15 protein-coding genes and 1 riboswitch are annotated in these 15393 nt (G+C 68.7%); of the genes, 7 read left to right on the forward strand and 8 right to left on the reverse strand.

The genetic code is table 11. The annotated features are described in order from the left end of the window. Positions 1–39: 39 nt before the first annotated feature. A complete protein-coding gene (gene xseA, locus ACWPV3_RS07990; RefSeq protein WP_453977524.1) occupies positions 40–1656 on the reverse strand; it encodes an exodeoxyribonuclease VII large subunit in 1617 nt (538 codons plus the stop codon). Positions 1657–1720: 64 nt separating this feature from the next. Here xseA and ACWPV3_RS07995 point away from each other — a divergent pair, with 64 nt between their 5' ends. From ACWPV3_RS07995 to ACWPV3_RS08010, 4 genes are all read left to right on the forward strand, one after another. Then, positions 1721–1882 (forward strand): hypothetical protein, encoded by a 162-nt coding sequence (locus ACWPV3_RS07995; RefSeq protein WP_292178466.1) that lies wholly within the window; start codon positions 1721–1723, stop codon positions 1880–1882. A gap of 67 nt (positions 1883–1949) precedes the next feature. Beyond that, a complete protein-coding gene (gene purD, locus ACWPV3_RS08000; RefSeq protein WP_453977525.1) occupies positions 1950–3224 on the forward strand; it encodes a phosphoribosylamine--glycine ligase in 1275 nt (424 codons plus the stop codon). A gap of 109 nt (positions 3225–3333) precedes the next feature. Then, positions 3334–4539: a saccharopine dehydrogenase C-terminal domain-containing protein gene (locus ACWPV3_RS08005; protein WP_453977526.1), complete on the forward strand. Its 1206-nt coding sequence runs from the start codon at positions 3334–3336 to the stop codon at positions 4537–4539. Positions 4540–4556: 17 nt separating this feature from the next. Continuing rightward, on the forward strand, positions 4557–5729 hold the full coding sequence (locus ACWPV3_RS08010; protein ID WP_453977527.1) for a carboxynorspermidine decarboxylase: 1173 nt from the start codon (positions 4557–4559) through the stop codon (positions 5727–5729). Positions 5730–5738: 9 nt separating this feature from the next. Here the strand turns inward: ACWPV3_RS08010 and ACWPV3_RS08015 are convergent, their stop codons facing one another. Then, positions 5739–6389: a murein L,D-transpeptidase catalytic domain family protein gene (locus ACWPV3_RS08015; RefSeq protein WP_453977528.1), complete on the reverse strand. Its 651-nt coding sequence runs from the start codon at positions 6387–6389 to the stop codon at positions 5739–5741. Positions 6390–6542: 153 nt separating this feature from the next. On the opposite strand from ACWPV3_RS08015, the gene ACWPV3_RS08020 reads away from it, so the two are divergent. Next, positions 6543–7871 carry an amidohydrolase family protein gene (locus ACWPV3_RS08020; RefSeq protein ID WP_453977529.1) on the forward strand — a complete coding sequence of 443 codons (1329 nt, stop codon included), beginning with the start codon at positions 6543–6545 and terminating at the stop codon, positions 7869–7871. Here ACWPV3_RS08020 and lpxK read toward each other — a convergent pair. From lpxK to ACWPV3_RS08040, 4 genes are read right to left on the reverse strand one after another with little or no spacing between them, the layout of a single operon-like run. Continuing rightward, positions 7856–8872 (reverse strand): tetraacyldisaccharide 4'-kinase, encoded by a 1017-nt coding sequence (gene lpxK, locus ACWPV3_RS08025; RefSeq protein ID WP_453978513.1) that lies wholly within the window; start codon positions 8870–8872, stop codon positions 7856–7858. The two genes, ACWPV3_RS08020 and lpxK, sit on opposite strands and share 16 nt — an antisense overlap. Continuing rightward, positions 8869–10170 (reverse strand): 3-deoxy-D-manno-octulosonic acid transferase, encoded by a 1302-nt coding sequence (locus ACWPV3_RS08030; protein ID WP_453977530.1) that lies wholly within the window; start codon positions 10168–10170, stop codon positions 8869–8871. The genes lpxK and ACWPV3_RS08030 overlap by 4 nt, the downstream gene beginning before the upstream one ends. Continuing rightward, positions 10167–10850: a lysophospholipid acyltransferase family protein gene (locus ACWPV3_RS08035; protein ID WP_453977531.1), complete on the reverse strand. Its 684-nt coding sequence runs from the start codon at positions 10848–10850 to the stop codon at positions 10167–10169. The genes ACWPV3_RS08030 and ACWPV3_RS08035 overlap by 4 nt, the downstream gene beginning before the upstream one ends. Continuing rightward, positions 10847–12673, reverse strand: a complete 1827-nt coding sequence (locus ACWPV3_RS08040) for an ABC transporter ATP-binding protein (protein ID WP_453977532.1) — start codon at positions 12671–12673, stop codon at positions 10847–10849. Before ACWPV3_RS08040 ends, ACWPV3_RS08035 begins: the two co-directional genes overlap by 4 nt. A 202-nt stretch (positions 12674–12875) precedes the next feature. Next, positions 12876–13018, forward strand: a riboswitch (FMN riboswitch). 98 nt (positions 13019–13116) lie between these two features. On the opposite strand from ACWPV3_RS08040, the gene ACWPV3_RS08045 reads away from it, so the two are divergent. Continuing rightward, the gene (locus ACWPV3_RS08045; protein ID WP_453977533.1) at positions 13117–14082 is read left to right on the forward strand and encodes a DMT family transporter; all 966 of its coding nucleotides are present in this window, start codon (positions 13117–13119) and stop codon (positions 14080–14082) included. A gap of 31 nt (positions 14083–14113) precedes the next feature. Continuing rightward, positions 14114–14779: a fused DSP-PTPase phosphatase/NAD kinase-like protein gene (locus tag ACWPV3_RS08050; protein ID WP_453977534.1), complete on the forward strand. Its 666-nt coding sequence runs from the start codon at positions 14114–14116 to the stop codon at positions 14777–14779. 6 nt (positions 14780–14785) lie between these two features. Here the strand turns inward: ACWPV3_RS08050 and ACWPV3_RS08055 are convergent, their stop codons facing one another. Together ACWPV3_RS08055 and ACWPV3_RS08060 are read right to left on the reverse strand one after the other, a co-directional pair. Further along, positions 14786–14989 (reverse strand): hypothetical protein, encoded by a 204-nt coding sequence (locus ACWPV3_RS08055; RefSeq protein WP_087119832.1) that lies wholly within the window; start codon positions 14987–14989, stop codon positions 14786–14788. 68 nt (positions 14990–15057) lie between these two features. Next, a complete protein-coding gene (locus tag ACWPV3_RS08060) occupies positions 15058–15303 on the reverse strand; it encodes a DUF4170 domain-containing protein (RefSeq protein ID WP_292087281.1) in 246 nt (81 codons plus the stop codon). Positions 15304–15393 lie beyond the last annotated feature (90 nt).

Consider the following 15393-nt stretch of genomic DNA (forward strand, 5'->3'; position numbering starts at 1 on the left):
AAGGGGCGCCGGGGCGAAGCGCAAAAATGGACGGACGGGTCAGAACAGGTCGCCCTGATCGGCCGCCGGCGGCCTGGGCTTCGGGGCCGGACGGACTGCGGGGCGCGACGCGGCGGGCGTCCCTGCCGGCCGCTCGGTCCCGTCTATGATCGCGCCGCGTGCGCCGTCGTCGAACACCAGCCGCACAGCCTGACCGGGCGCCAGTCCGGCGGCCGAGGCGATCCAGCCGCCGTCCGCATCCTCGACCCGCGCGAACCCCGGCTTGGGTCGCGCGGGGTCCAGGGTGGTCAGGGCCCGCGACAGGGCGGCCAGCCGGTCGGTCTCGCGCTGCATCCGGCGCGGCATGACCCCGCCCAGACGGGCCGAAAGGGCGCTCAGCCGCGCCTCGCGCTGGTCCAGTCGGCGATGCAGCGGCTCGGGCGACAGCCGGGCGACGACCTGCAGCAGCCGGCGTTCGCTGCGGGCCGCACCCGCCTGAAGCGCCGCGCCCAGTCGGTCGCTTGCGCCGCGCAGCCGATCCTGGCCGCGTTCGATTCGGCTGCGCAGCAGGCCCGGGCTCAGCCGTCCGCCCGCGACCGCCAGATGCCGTTCGTGCAGGGCGATGTTGCGTTGCAGCCCCGAACCGAGGCGGCTGGCGGCGTGATCCAGCCTCTGTTGCGCCAGGGCCAGCAGGTCTTCGGGGCGGGCCGGCAGGCCGCGCGCCACCGCCCGCAGCCGGGTGCGCCGATCCTCGATCAGCCGCCCGCCCGCCAGAACCAGCCGCCGGTCCAGGTCCGCGACCGCGTAGCGCAGGTCCGACAGGACGGGCGTGGCGATCTCGGCCGCGCCGGTCGGCGTCGGGGCGCGACGGTCCGATACGAAGTCGATCAGGGTGGTGTCCGTCTCGTGCCCCACGGCCGAGATGATGGGGATACGGGCGGCGGCGACCGTTCGGGCCAGCCCCTCGTCGTTGAAACACCACAGATCCTCGACCGAGCCGCCGCCCCGCGCCACGATCAGCAGGTCGGGCCGAGGGATGGGACCGTCGACCGTCAGGGCGTCGAAGCCGCGAATGGCGTTCGACACCTGGCCGGCCGCCGCCTCGCCCTGAACCACCACGGGCCAGACGATGACGCGGCACGGCCAGCGTTCGGCGATCCGGTGCAGAACGTCGCGGATCACGGCGCCGGTCGGGCTGGTGATCACGCCGATGGTCGCCGGGAAGGTCGGCAGGGGCTTCTTGCGACACGGTTCGAACAGGCCTTCCTCGCGCAGCCTTCCTTTCAGCCGCTCCAGCTGCGCCAACAGGGCGCCGGCCCCCGCCGCCTCCATGCTCTCGATCACGATCTGATAGGAGGACCGCGCTGGATAGGAGGTGATCTTGCCGGTGACGATGACTTCCAGCCCTGCCTCGGGCTGCACCCCCAGACCGCGCACCGCGCCTTTCCAGATCACGCCGTCGATGGCCGACTTGTCGTCCTTAAGCGTCAGATAGATATGGCCCGAGGCGTGGCGGTTGACCTTGGACACCTCGCCGCGCAGCCGCACATGGCCGAAACGGTCCTCCAGCGTCCGTTTCAGGGCGAACGAGAGTTCGGAGATCGACAGCGGCGGATTGTTGTCGCGCGCCGCCGGCGGCTCGGCCGGGCCTTCGAATACATAGGAGTCGTCGCTCATGGCTCCGTCATAGCCTGCGTCGAAGCGTCCGGGAACGGCCGGGACGCCCCGACGTTGGCCCTTGATGGCCGCCGATCCTCCCGGAACAGACCCGCAAGACCGTGACCCGCGCGAACGCGACCTGAGCCGCCGAAGCGGCGAAGGCGGGGCCATGACGCCCTGGCTGATCGTGGGCGGCCTGTTGCTTCTGGGCGTCGGGGCCTATGTCGTTTTCGCCCTGATCTGAAGCGAACGGGCCCTTAAGCGCGCCTGACGCTTGACCGGGCGATGGCGGGCGGTCATTGCCCGGTCTCATGAACATTCTTCTCGTCGGATCGGGCGGGCGCGAACACGCCCTGGCCTGGAAGATCGCCCAGTCGCCGCTAGTGAAGCGCCTGGTCGCCGCGCCGGGCAATCCGGGCATCGAGAAACTGTGCGAACTGCGCTCGGTGAAGGCCGACGACGCGGACGGTCTGGCTGCTCTGGCGCGCGAAATCCGCGCGGACCTGGTCGTGGTCGGCCCGGAGGTGGCGTTGGCGGCGGGTCTGGCCGACCGGTTGGCGGCGGCCGGCATCCCCTGTTTCGGCCCCACGGCCAGGGCGGCCCAGTTGGAGACCTCCAAGGCCTTTTCCAAGGCCTTCCTGGAACGCCACGAAATCCCCACCGCCGGTTACGGCGTCTATGACAGCGTCAAGGACGCCAAGGCGGCGCTGGACGTGTTCCGTCCCCCTTATGTCATCAAGGCCGACGGCCTGGCCGCCGGCAAGGGCGTCGCCATCAGCCCCGACCGCCCCGACGCAGAGGCCGAGATCGAGCGGATGCTGGGCGGCCGTTTCGGCGCCGCCGGCGCCCGCGTCGTGATCGAGGAGTTCATGGACGGGGAGGAGGGCTCCCTGTTCGCCCTGTGCGACGGGAAACAGGCCCTGCTGTTCGGCGGCGCCCAGGACCACAAGCGCGCCTTCGACGGCGACTTGGGCCCCAACACCGGCGGCATGGGCGCCTATTCCCCCGCGCCCGTCTTCACCGCCGACCTGGTGCGGCAGGCCGACGAGCAGATCGTCCAGCCGACCATCCGCAAGATGGCCGAGGAGGGCGCCCCCTATCGCGGCGTTCTCTACGCCGGTCTGATGGCGACCGAGGACGGGCCGAAGGTGGTGGAATTCAACGCCCGCTTCGGCGACCCGGAATGCCAGGTGCTGATGATGCGCTTCGCCGGCGACATTGTGCCCTATCTGCTGGCCTGCGCGCGCGGAGACGTCTCGGGCCTGCCGGCGCCGGCCTTCAAGCCGCAGACGGTGATCTGCGTGGTCATGGCGGCCAAGGGCTATCCCGACAGTCCGCTGGAAGGCTCGATCATCCGCGGCGTCGATCAGGACTTCGGCCCTCACGTCCAGGTCTTCCATGCCGGGACAAAACGCCGCGACGACGGGCAGTTGGCGGCCGCCGGCGGCCGCGTCCTGAACGTCTGCGCCGAGGGCGACGACATCGCCCAGGCCCGCGAGCGCGCCTACGCCGCCGTCCGCAGGATCGACTGGCCCGGCGGCTTCAACCGCTCCGACATCGGCTGGCGGGCGCTGGATCGCGACTGATCGCGCCGCGTTATAATTTAGCGGACTGTCATCATCATGCTATGAGCCGCGCCCTTTATAGGCGGCGGCCATGTCGCCAATCGTTTTCAGACTTCGGGAGAAGCCACACATGAGCAGGGTGCTGGTTATCGGCGCAGGCGGCGTCAGTTCGGTGGCCGTCCACAAGATGGCGATGAACACGGAGATCTTCTCCCACATCACCCTGGCCAGCCGCACCAAGGCCAAGTGCGACGCCATCGCCGAATCGGTGAAGTCGCGCTTTGGCGTGACCATCGACACGGCGGCGATCGACGCCGATGACGTGGCCGCCACCACCGCCCTGATCCAGGCGGTCAAGCCCGCCCTGGTCGTCAACCTGGCCCTGCCGTATCAGGACCTGTCGATCATGGACGCCTGCCTGGCCGCCGGCGTGAACTATCTCGACACCGCCAATTACGAGCCGCGCGACGAGGCCAAGTTCGAATACAAGTGGCAGTGGGCTTATCAGGACCGCTTCAGGGACGCCGGTCTGATGGCCCTCTTGGGCTCCGGCTTCGACCCCGGCGTGACCTCGGTCTTCACCACCTACACCAAGAAGCACCTGCTGGACCGGATCGACACGCTCGACATCCTGGACTGCAACGGCGGCGACACGGGCCTGCCCTTCGCCACCAACTTCAACCCGGAAATCAACCTGCGCGAAGTGACCGCCAACTCGCGTCACTGGGAAAACGGCCAGTGGGTCGAAGGTCCGGCGCTGAGCCACAAGCAAGCGTTCGACTTCGAGGGCGTGGGCCCCAAGAACATGTACCTCATGTACCATGAGGAACTGGAATCGCTGGCGAAATTCTATCCGGAAATCAAACGCATCCGCTTCTGGATGACCTTCGGTGACTCCTATCTGAAGCACCTGGAGGTGCTGGAGAATGTCGGCATGACCTCGATCGAGCCGATGATGTTCCAGGGGCGAGAGATCATCCCGATCGAGTTCCTGAAGGCCCTGCTGCCCGAGCCTGCGTCGCTGGGGCCGATCACCAAGGGCAAGACCAATATCGGCACCATCGCCACGGGCGAAAAGGACGGCGCTCAGAAGACGATCTACGTCAAGAACATCTGCGACCATGAAGAGGCCTATGCCGAGACCGGCAACCAGGCCGTCAGCTACACCACCGGCGTTCCCGCCATGATCGGCGCGGCCCTGATGCTGACCCGCCAGTGGAAGGGCGACGGCGTGTTCAACATGGAGCAACTGGACCCCGATCCGTTCATGGACATGCTGAACAAGCACGGCCTGCCCTGGACGGTCGAGGAACTGGACGCCCCGCTGGACTTCTGAAAGGACGCGAACGACCGATGGAGACCAGGGCCGGCGATCCGGGCGCTTTCGCGCATTTCGACCTGAACCGCGTCGCCTCGCCCGCCTTCGTGGTGGACGAGGTCGCGGTGCGTCGCAATCTGACAGTGCTGAAGGACGTGCGCGACCGGGGGAAGGCCCGCGTCCTCCTGGCCCTGAAGGCCTTTTCCATGTGGTCGCTGGCGGATGTGGTTGGGGAGTATCTGGACGGCGTCTGCGCCTCGGGCCTGTGGGAGGCGCGGCTGGCGCGTCAGTTCTACAAGGGCGAACTGACCACCTATTCGCCGGCCTACAGGGCCGAGGACCTGCCCGAGATCCTGCGGCTGTCGGACCATGTCATCTTCAACTCTCCAGATCAGGTGGCGCGCTTCGCCGACCTGATCGCCAAGGCGCGGGTCGAGGGTCAGGTGTTCGAGATCGGCCTGCGGCTGAACCCCGAACATTCGGAAGGGGAGGTCGCCAAATATGATCCGGCCCAGCCCTGTTCACGCCTGGGCTTCCCCGTCTCGCAGCTGAAGCCCGAACATATGCAGGGCGTCGACGGTCTGCATATGCACGCTCTGTGCGAACAGGATTTCGAGCCGCTGTCCCGCATCTGGGCGGCGGTGGAGCCGAGGCTGACGCCCCTGCTGGGCGGGGTGAAATGGCTGAACCTGGGCGGCGGGCACCATGTCACCCGCGCCGATTATCAGACGGACCGGCTGGTCGCCTTCCTGAACCGGATCGCCGAGCGCCACGGGGTCCAGGTCTATCTGGAACCGGGCGAGGCCGTGGCCCTGGACGCCGGCGTTCTGGTCGGGGAAATCCTGGACGTGTTCGACAACGGCATGCCCATCGGCATCACCGACATCTCGGCCACCTGCCATATGCCGGACGTGATCGAGGCGCCCTATCGCCCGGCCCTGCTGCGAGAACCGGAAGCTGGCGTCACCGTGCGTCTGGGCGGGCCGTCCTGTCTGGCTGGCGACATCATCGGCGACTATGTCTTCACAGAGCGGCCGACGCCTGGGACGCGCATCGCCTTCCTGGATCAGGCCCACTATTCGATGGTGAAGACCAACACCTTCAACGGCGTGCCCTTGCCGGCCATCGTCCTGTGGAACAGCGCCACGGACGATCTGCGGACCGTCAAGACCTTCGACTGGACCGCGTTCCGCGACCGGCTGTCCTGAGGGTCGAACCTAGGCCCAGGCGAACAGAAGACGGCCTTCGCCCATGCGCTCGCGCAAGGCAGGCAGGTCGGTATGGGCGACCGAGAAACAGCCGTAGCTGCGGCCCAGCTTGCCTTCGCGCGCCAGGAAGTCCGGATCGGCGTAATCGGCGCCGTGGACGATGATCGCCCGCTCGCGCGCCTTGTCGTTGGAGTATTCCAGCCCGTCCAGCAGGACGTTCGGTCCCTGTTGCGCGCCCCAGTTGGCGCCGGCGGTCGCATAAGCGCCGACCGAGGACATGTTGGAATCGGGCGTGTTCGAGAATCGCTGGGCGTAGCCGGTGTGGCGGGGGTCAGAACCCCGTCCATGACAGGTACGAAGAACCTTGACGTCCCCGCTGATCAGATCGACTTCGTACAGTCGTTCCTCGCCCGAATATTTCTTGAAATCGACCAGATACATCCGGTCGCGCAGGGGCAGGCGGCGGTGATGGGTGTCCAACGCCGTCATGGCGCGTTCCATCAGTTCCTTGCGGACGTGGCCCTGCGGATCGAGCGGCGGGGTTTCGACGTGGGCGGTCTGGATCGTCGGCAGAGTCACCGTCGGCGGGACGACCGGCGCGACGGTCGCGGCGGTGGTCAGCGGCGCCGTGGCGCTTGCGCTGGCGCATCCCGCCAACATGGCCGATCCGCCCAGAATGAGCCCTCGTCTCGATAGCCGCATGCGACGCCCTCGTTGCGGTTTGTTCTTGGGGCGTGTTTGTTTCAAATGGTTACTGGAGAGGCAACCTGAGCCTTGCGAGGCTTTTTTGGGGCAGCGCCCCTTGGGGATGATATGATCAAGATTCTGGGGCTGGCCTTGATGGCGCTGGCCGCGACCACCACGGATGCGTTCGCGCACCAAACCCCCACCACGATTGGAATTTCCGACCCTGGTAGTCCGACGTTTGTTGAAGCGGGTCGTCTTCTGGCCGATCCGTCGACGGGCGTTGTGCAGCGCAGTAAAACTCTCGTGATCAGAGGGAACCAAGTCGTCGAAGTGCGCGACGGCTTCGTGGGCGACGCCGCACAGGGGCGGGTGATCGACCTGCGCCAGGCCTTCGTCCTGCCCGGACTGATCGACAGTCACGTCCATCTGACCGGTCAGCAGAACCCCAACTCGCGTCTGGAGGAAGTGACCCTGTCCGATGCCGATCAGGCCATGGTCGGCGCCCGCTACGCCCGCCGCACACTGATGGCGGGCTTCACCACCGTGGCGGACCTGGGCGCGAGCAACGAGGCCATCTTCGCCCTGCGCGAGGCGGTTCGGCGCGGCGACGTGCCCGGCCCGCGCATCATCGCCGCCGGCTCGGCCGTGTCGATCCACGGCGGGCACGGCGACATCAACGGCTATCGTGAGGACGTCATGCACCTGCTGTCGTCCGAAAGCATCTGTTCGGGGCCTGAGGACTGCATGCGCGCCGTCCGCACCCAGGTCCGCGCCGGGGCGGACATCATCAAGATCACGGCGACGGGCGGCGTCCTGTCCAACACCGCCGCGGGCCTGAACCAGCAGTTCAGCGACGACGAACTGGCCGCCATCGTCGGCAGCGCCCACCGCATGGGCCGCCAGGTGACGGCGCACGCCCACGGCGTGGACGGCATCAACGCCTTCCTGCGAGCCGGCGGCGATTCCATCGAACACGGCACCTATCTGGACGACCAGTCCATCCGCCTGTTCAAGGCGAACGGCGCCTGGTTGGTGCCCACGCTGCTGGCCGGGGATTTCGTCGCCCGCATCGCGTCGGGCCCCGACAACTTCTTCACACCGGCCCAGACGGCCAAGGCGCTTGAGGCCGCTCCCAAGATGCTGGACATGGCCCGCCGCGCGCACGAGGGCGGGGTGAAGATCGCCTTCGGCACCGATTCCGGCGTCTCGGCCCACGGAGACAACGCCCAGGAGTTCGCGCTTCTGGTGCGCGCCGGCCTGACCCCGTTGGAAGCGATTCAGGCCGCCACCGTCGGCGCCGCCGAACACCTGCGAATTTCGAACGAGGCCGGGAAGATCGCGCCCGGCATGCCCGCCGACCTCGTCGCCGTCTCGGGCGATCCGCTGAGCGACGTGACCGAGCTGGAGCGGATGAAGTTCGTGATGAAGTCCGGCGTGGTCTATCGCGCCGACTGAATCCGGTCGGTCAGAAAGGCGGTGAAAGCCGCCTCGTCCTCGAACCGGGCGACGACCGGCCAGGCGGTGACGTCCGCGCGCTGGTCGGGCGTCAGACGAACCCAGTCCTTCTCCGTCGTCACCAGTCCGGCGTCATAGACGGCTGCGCGGTCGGTCAGGAACCGCATGGTCTCGGCGCTATAGGCCGCATGGTCGGGGAAGGGGACGAAGTCGACCAGGTCGCAGCCCGCCGCCTTCAGCGACCGTTCGACCTTCCACGGCTTGGCGATGCCGGCGAACCCGACCTGCGGCCCCGACGGCGGCGGCCCCTCGGGCGTCAGGCGGGCGACGAAGACGGGCAGGCCGGCGAACACCGCCAGCAACTCGGGATCGGCCGCCTCCACATCGGTCGGCAGCATGATCACCACGGCGTCGGCCCGCGCCAGCCCGGCCTTCAGCGGCTCCCTCATCGGGCCCGAGGGGAACACCGACCCATCCCCGAACGGCCATTCGTCGCCGCGCGTCTCGCCGTCCACGACGATCAGGCTGACGGTCTTCTTCAGGGCCGGGTTCTGATGGCCGTCGTCCAGCACCAGAGCCTGTGCCCCGTCCGCGACGGCGGCCCTTGCGCCCGCCACGCGATCGCGCGCGATCCAGACCGGCGACCCCTGCGCCAGCATCAGCGGTTCGTCCCCGACATCTTCGGCCGTGTGGACGTTCGGATCGACCCGGATCGGCCCCTCCTGCCGCCCGCCGTATCCGCGCGACAGGCCGTACGCCTCCACGCCCGCCGCGCGCAGCAACCGCAAGGTCTCGCGCGCCACCGGCGTCTTGCCCGATCCGCCGACCGTCAGATTGCCGACCGAGACCACGGCGCAGCCCGGATCGACCGGCGCCGCCCGCGCGATCCGACGCGCGGTCACGGCGGCCCAGATCCAGCCCAGCGGCTTCAACGCGGTGCGCGTCATTCGGGCGTGGTTGCTGTCGCGCACATACCACCAGCGGGGGGTGTTCAGCTTCATCGCCCAGCCCGCTTCGGCGCCGGGGGCGGCGTCAGCGGCTGCAGCGCGGCCCACAGCCGGTCCAGCCCGCCGCCGGCCTCGGCCGCCGCCCGCCGCGCGCGCTCGCCCATCGCCTTGGCCGCCGCAGGGTCCGCCAGCAGGGGCGCGACGGTCGCCGCCAGGTCGGACGGCGCCTGAACCAGCGTCAGGCCGCCCGCGCTGTTCAGCGCCGCCGTCACCGGCGCCCAGTTCGAGGCGTCCGGCCCCGTGATCGCGGGCCGCCCCAGCCGCGCCGGCTCCAGCGGATTGTGCCCCCCGACCGGCGGCAGGCCCAGCGCCGGGGCGAACGATCCGCCCATGACCACCACATCGGCCAGCCGCAGGAACAGCCCCATCTCGTTCAGGGTGTCGGCCAGATAGATGTCGGTGTCCGGCCCGATGGTTTCCCCGCGCGACCGCATGGCGAAGGCGTAACCCTCGCGCGCCAGACCTTGCGCGATATGCGGCCCGCGCTCGGGGTGACGGGGCGTCAGGATCAGGCACACCCGGTCGTCCAGACCGTCCAGGGCGCGCACGATGGCGATCTCCTCGCCCTCGTGGGTGCTGGCGGCGACGATCACCGGCCGGTCGCCGATGGCGGCGGACAGGCGGCTGAAGGCGGCGGCGTCGTGCGGCAGGGCCTCGCCCGACAGTTTCAGGTTCACCAGACCATCGATCCGCGCACCCATCGTCTCCAGCCGCCGGGCCGAGGCCGCGTCCTGGGGAAGGACCAGGTCGAACGCCCCCGTCACCGCCCGCGCCGAGGCCGGAAACCGCGCCCAGCCCTCGACCGTCTTTTCGGTGATCCGCGCGCTGACCAGGGCCAGCTTCACGCCGCGCCGATGCGCCTCCAGCAGCAGGTTGGGCCACAGTTCGCTCTCGACGAACACCGCCAGCGCCGGGCGCCAGTGATCCAGGAACCGGGCCACGACCCCTGGCGCATCGACCGGCGCATACTGGTGGATCACCCCCGCCGGCAGTCGCTGCGCCAAAATCCGCGCCGAGGTCACGGTGCCGGACGTGACCAGCACGGTCAGATCCGGCCGCGCCTTCACGAACCGCTCGACCACGGGCAGCAGCGACAGGCTCTCGCCCACGCTGACCCCGTGCAGCCAGACCAGATCGCCGTCCGGGCGTTCGACGCGGGTGAAGCCCATCCGTTCGTCCACCCGCACCGGGTCTTCCTTGCCCCGTCGCGCGCGCGCGTCCAGCAGGCGCGGGGCCAGCGGCTCCAGCGCGCGGGTCGCCAAGCGATAAGCGATCAGAGGCAGGGGCGTCACGGTTTCAGGCCCGTGATGGCGTCCGCCCGCGCCTCGACGGCGTTCAGGCGCGGCGTCCAGTCGGCGACCACTTCGGCGATCTCGGCGCCTTCGGGATAGTCGGCCCGGTCCCAGACGATGGCGCCCTTGCCGAAGGGCAGGGGCAGGACCGCCTTGTCCCAGCTGTTCAGCCGGATCGCCGGGCTGCACGACAGGCCGATGAACAGCACCGGCGCCTTGGACAGCTTGGCCATCAGCGGCAGACCCTCGGCCATCACATTGGCGGGGCCGCGCGGGCCGTCGGGGGTGATGGCCAGGGCGCCGAGCTTCAATTGTTTCAGCCCGTCGCGGAGGGCCTGGGTTCCGCCCTTGGCCTTTTCCGCCTTGTCCTTGTTGGTCGACGATCCACGCACGGCGGGAAAGCCCTGACGCGCCACGGCCTTGGCGATGAACTCTCCGTCGGCGGACAGCGAGATCAGGGCCTTGGCCGGCTGCGCCCGATCCAGCGGCCAGCACGTCGGCGACAGGCCGATGCGCGAATGCCAGAAGACGCACAGCACCCCGCCGCCCTGCGCCCACACCGCCTCGGCGGCCTGTTGGTTCTCGTGGGTCCAGCGGATCGTGGAAAAGCAGAACTGCATCCACTTCGCCAGCGTCCAGGCCAGGGCCGACTGGACGACAGGATTGCGAAGCGGCCTCACGCCACGGTCCCCACCTCGACCGGCGCGCCGTCCAGCGACTGCTGACGCGCCAGACGGGAGTAGAGGCCGCCACGGGCCACCAAGGCGTCGTGTGATCCCTCTTCGACCACCTTGCCTGCCTCGATCACATAGATGCGGTTGGCGTTCTTCACGGTCGACAGGCGGTGGGCGATCATCAGGGTGGCGCGCCCCTCCATCAGCCGTTCCAGCGCCGCCTGCACCAGGGCCTCGCTCTCGGTGTCCAGGGCGCTGGTCGCCTCGTCCAGCAGCAGGATCGGCGCGTCCTTTAAAAAGGCACGGGCTATGGCGATGCGCTGGCGCTGACCGCCCGACAGGCGCAGGCCCGCCTCGCCCGCGCGGGTGTCGTAGCCGTCGGGCAGGGCCGTGATGAAGTCGTGGGCGGCGGCGGACCGGGCGGCCTCCTCGATCTGTTCCTGCGTCGCGCCCGGCCGGCCATAGGCGATGTTGGCCGCGATGGTGTCGTCGAACAGGAAGGGCTCCTGCGTCACCAGGGCGATGTGGTCGCGCAGGTCGTGGATACGCAGGGACCGCACGTCGCGTCCGTTGATCGTCACCGCCCCGCCGGTCACATCATAGAAACGCGGAAGCAGGCTCAGGATCGTGCTCTTGCCGCCGCCCGACGGCCCGACCAGCGCCACCGTCTCGCCCGGCGCGACGCGCAGGGACACGTCATCCAGCGTCGGCGCGTCCGTCCCGGCATAGGCGAACGACACGCGCTCCAGCGCCACCTCGACCGCTCCCGGCGGCAGGGGGGCGGCGTCCGTCGCCTCGCGGATTTCCGGCTGGATGTCCAGGGCGGCGAACAGGCGGCGCGCGGCGGCGAAGCCCTCGCTCATCACCGTGGCCAGATTGGTCACTTGCCGCAGCGACTGGCCCGCCGCCAGCAACAGGCCGATGAAGGCGGCGAACCCGCCCACCGTCATCTCGCCCGACTGCGCCCGCCATCCGGCGTAGGCCATGACGGCGGCGACGACGACATAGGCCACCATGTCGCTGGACGGACCGGCGAAGGCGCGGGCGTCGGCGCCCTTGATGACGTGGCGCTGGCGGCGCGCGATCACCTCGGCGACGCGATCCTGCTCGGCCGCCTCGCGGTTCTCGATCTTGATCAGGCGAACCCCGTCCAGATTCTCCATCAGGGCGGTGGACAGGTTCTCGGTCTCGGCCATGGCCCCCACGGCCGCCTTGCGCGTCTTGCGGCCGAACCGGCGCAGCACCAGCGCCACCAGCGGCACGCCCAGCAGAACCACCACGGTCAGCTGCCAGTCGATGAACCCCATGTAGATCAGCACGGCGACCAGGGTCAGCAGGTTCTGGGTGTAGTTGACCACGCCCGACGTAAAGGCCTCTCGCACCAGATTGGCGTCGAACAGCACCGAGGAAACGAAGCCGCCGGAATGCTGGCTGCGCAGCCGCGCCAGGTCCGCCCGGATCATGGCCCCGAACAGCCGAATCTGGATGTCGCCGACGATGGTGTGGCCCAGGCGGTTGACCAGAGCCGCCTGTCCGATGGCCGCCAGGGTCCGCACCACCGCCACGCCCAGGATGGCGGCGGGTATGACGATCAGGGCCTGATCGGCGGGAAAGCGGAACCGTCCGAACAGTTCGATCGGCTGATCCCCGCCCAGGAACAGACCGTTCACGGCCGGCTCCAGCAGTTTCAGCAGGGCGGCGGTCAACAGGCCCGTCGTCGCCGCGCACAGGATCGACAGGATCAGCGATCCCTTGTGGCTGCTCAGATAGTCACGCCAGATCCGCGCCAGCAGGGCGCGAAGGGGCATGGAGGGGGCGGGTTCGCTCATCGGCCTTCGGTCGTCCGAGCCGTCCTTCAAGTCAAGGCTTGTCGGGCGCCGGGACCAGTAGGCGCCCCGGTTCGTCGGCGCGGATTAGGGTTCCGCCCGGCGCGTCCTCGCTCCAGACGGCGGGGTAAAATCCAACGCCCGAACGCGTGGACGGTTGAAGAGGCCGCATAGCTTTTCTAATTAGAGGTCGCGGGTTCGCCCGCGTTGTTCTCAGGGCGGGGTGCGATTCCCCACCGGCGGTAAGGCGGCGACGCCAAGCCCGCGAGCGCTCTCCCGCTTAGAGAGGTCAGCAGATCCGGTGTGATTCCGGGGCCGACGGTATAGTCCGGATGAAAGAGAACGGGATCACGCGCCACGTCGGCGTGCGCCGCCTTTCGCCGGGCGGCGGGTCGGCGCGTCGTCGCCCGTAACCCTGGGGAAGCTGGTTACGGAAAGGACGACCATTGAACCAGATTTCCTCGCCCGGCTCCGTCGCCGCCTCCATGGGCGCGCTGTCGATGCTGTCGGCCAGCCTGGTGTTCGCCGCCGCGAACACGCTTCAGTCGATCCTGCCGCAGCAGTTCGGCATGAGTTCGACCGGCATGGCCTTCTGGCAATATCTGATCGCCTCGGCGCTGATGGCGCCGGTCGTGATGCGGATCGGGCTGGGCAAGCTGAAGACCCGCCATCCGCTGGCGCACCAGGCCCGAGCCTTCGCCTCGGCCCTGGGGGTGCATGTGTTCGTCTATGGCTTCGCCTCGGGCGTGCCGATCTGGCAGATGGTGACGCTGCTGGCTACCGGGCCGCTGTTCGTCATCGTCGGCTCGACCCTGTTCCTGGGCGAGCGGGTGTCGGGCGCCCGGCTCGGCGCCGCCCTGGCCGGATTCATCGGCGCGGTGGTGGTGTCCGGCGTCGGGGCCGAGCGGCTGGACTGGCCCGCGCTGACGCCGATCCTGGCCGCCGCCCTGTGGGCCGCCACCGACGTCCTGACCAAGGCCCTGGCGCGCGACGAAAGTCCCGAGACCCTGACCGTCTCGCTGCTGGTGCTGATCACGCCTAACCATCTGGCCATCCTGCTGTTGGCCAACGCCTTCGCCTTCGTCCTGCCGGCGGGCGTGGCGACGGGCCTGCCGTTCGCCCTGCCGCAAGGGATCGGGCTTCTGCTGCTACTGGGCCTGGGCGGTCTGACGGCGGCGGCGCAATATCTACTGGCTTGGGCCTACAAGCGGGCGGACGCGGCCTATCTCCAGCCATTCGCGGACCTGAAGGCGCCGCTGGCCGGCCTGATCGGCTGGTCGCTGCTGGGCCAGACGCCGTCGCCGTGGTTCTGGCCGGGGGCGGCCCTGATCGTCGCCGCCTCAGTCTTCATTTTCAGGACAGAAAACCGCACGCCGCAAACGCGCGCGGCCCCGGCCGTCGGCGGAGGATGACGCGGCGGCCCCGGACCGCTATCTGGCCTCCATGTCGCGTTTCGATCTCACCACGACGATGGGCCGCTTCAAGGCGCATTGGCACTATTTCTGGGCCGACCATGCGTTCCTGCGCCTGGCCTTCTCCAACGCCCACTGGCTGGGACCGGACCTGGTGCGCACCAATCAGCCGTCGCCGCGCCAGTTGGCCTATTGGAAGTCAAAGGGCGTCAGGACCGTCATCAACCTGCGGGGCGAACGCGACGAGGGCTATTACTGGCTGGAGAAACAGGCCTGCGAACGTCTGGGCCTGACCCTGATCGACGCCCCGCTGGATTCGCGCGATCCGCCGCAACGCGACCGCATCCACCGCGCCCGCGACCTGTTTGAAACCATCGAATATCCGGTGCTGATCCACTGCAAGTCAGGCGCGGACCGGGCGGGGATGATGGCGGTCTTCTATCGTCACTTCCATCTGGGCGAGCCGATCTCGGTCGCCATGAAACAGCTGTCCAAGAAATACCTGCACTCGCGCGAGGGCCTGACGGGCGTGCTGGACTATACGCTGGAGAAATACGTCGACGAGGTCGAACCGCGCGGGATCAGCTTCATCGACTGGATCGACAGCCCCGAATACGACCCAAAGGCCATCCGGGCCGAGTTCAAGGCGGGCTGGTGGGGCACCTTGCTGACCGACAAACTGCTGCGGCGGGAGTAGGGGGCCTCAGCCCCAGGGGCCGGTCTTGTCGCCTTCGCCGCGCTCGCGGGCCTCGGCGGCCAGTTCGGCGTCGCGCCGGGCCTTGCGATCGGCTTCCCACTTCTTGAACCAGCGCGCATAGTTCATCTTGTCGCGCAGCGAAAAACTGAACAGCGCCAGCACGGCCAGCAGGCTGATCAGTTGAAAGGTCTGTTGCGGTTCAAGATTCATCGTCGTCCTCGCATACAGATTGAAACGTCGGATCGGGGCGCCGGTTCGGACGCCCCGATGTCGCAGGATCAGGCCGCGTCGCCGCGCGGATCGATCAGCTTGTGGGCGTGCAGGATGAAATAGCGCATGTGGGCGTTGTCGACGGTGGCCTGGGCGCGGGCCTTCCACGCCTTCTTGGCCTCGTCATAGCTGCCGAAGGCGCCGACGAATTCGACCTGCGACAGGTCGCGGAAGGTCGGCTCGCCCAGGTGGCGAAGCTCGCCGCCGATCACGAGGTGCAGAAGTTGCGGCGCGGCGGCGTTCTGGTCGGTCATCGAAAATCCTGAGGCTGGGGAGGTCCTTGACGCGCGACTTAGGCCCAGAACGCCTCAGGATCAATCTTTGCGGGGGTTTTCGCCCTCGCC

The organism is Brevundimonas sp. Marseille-Q4549 (genome assembly GCF_976940555.1).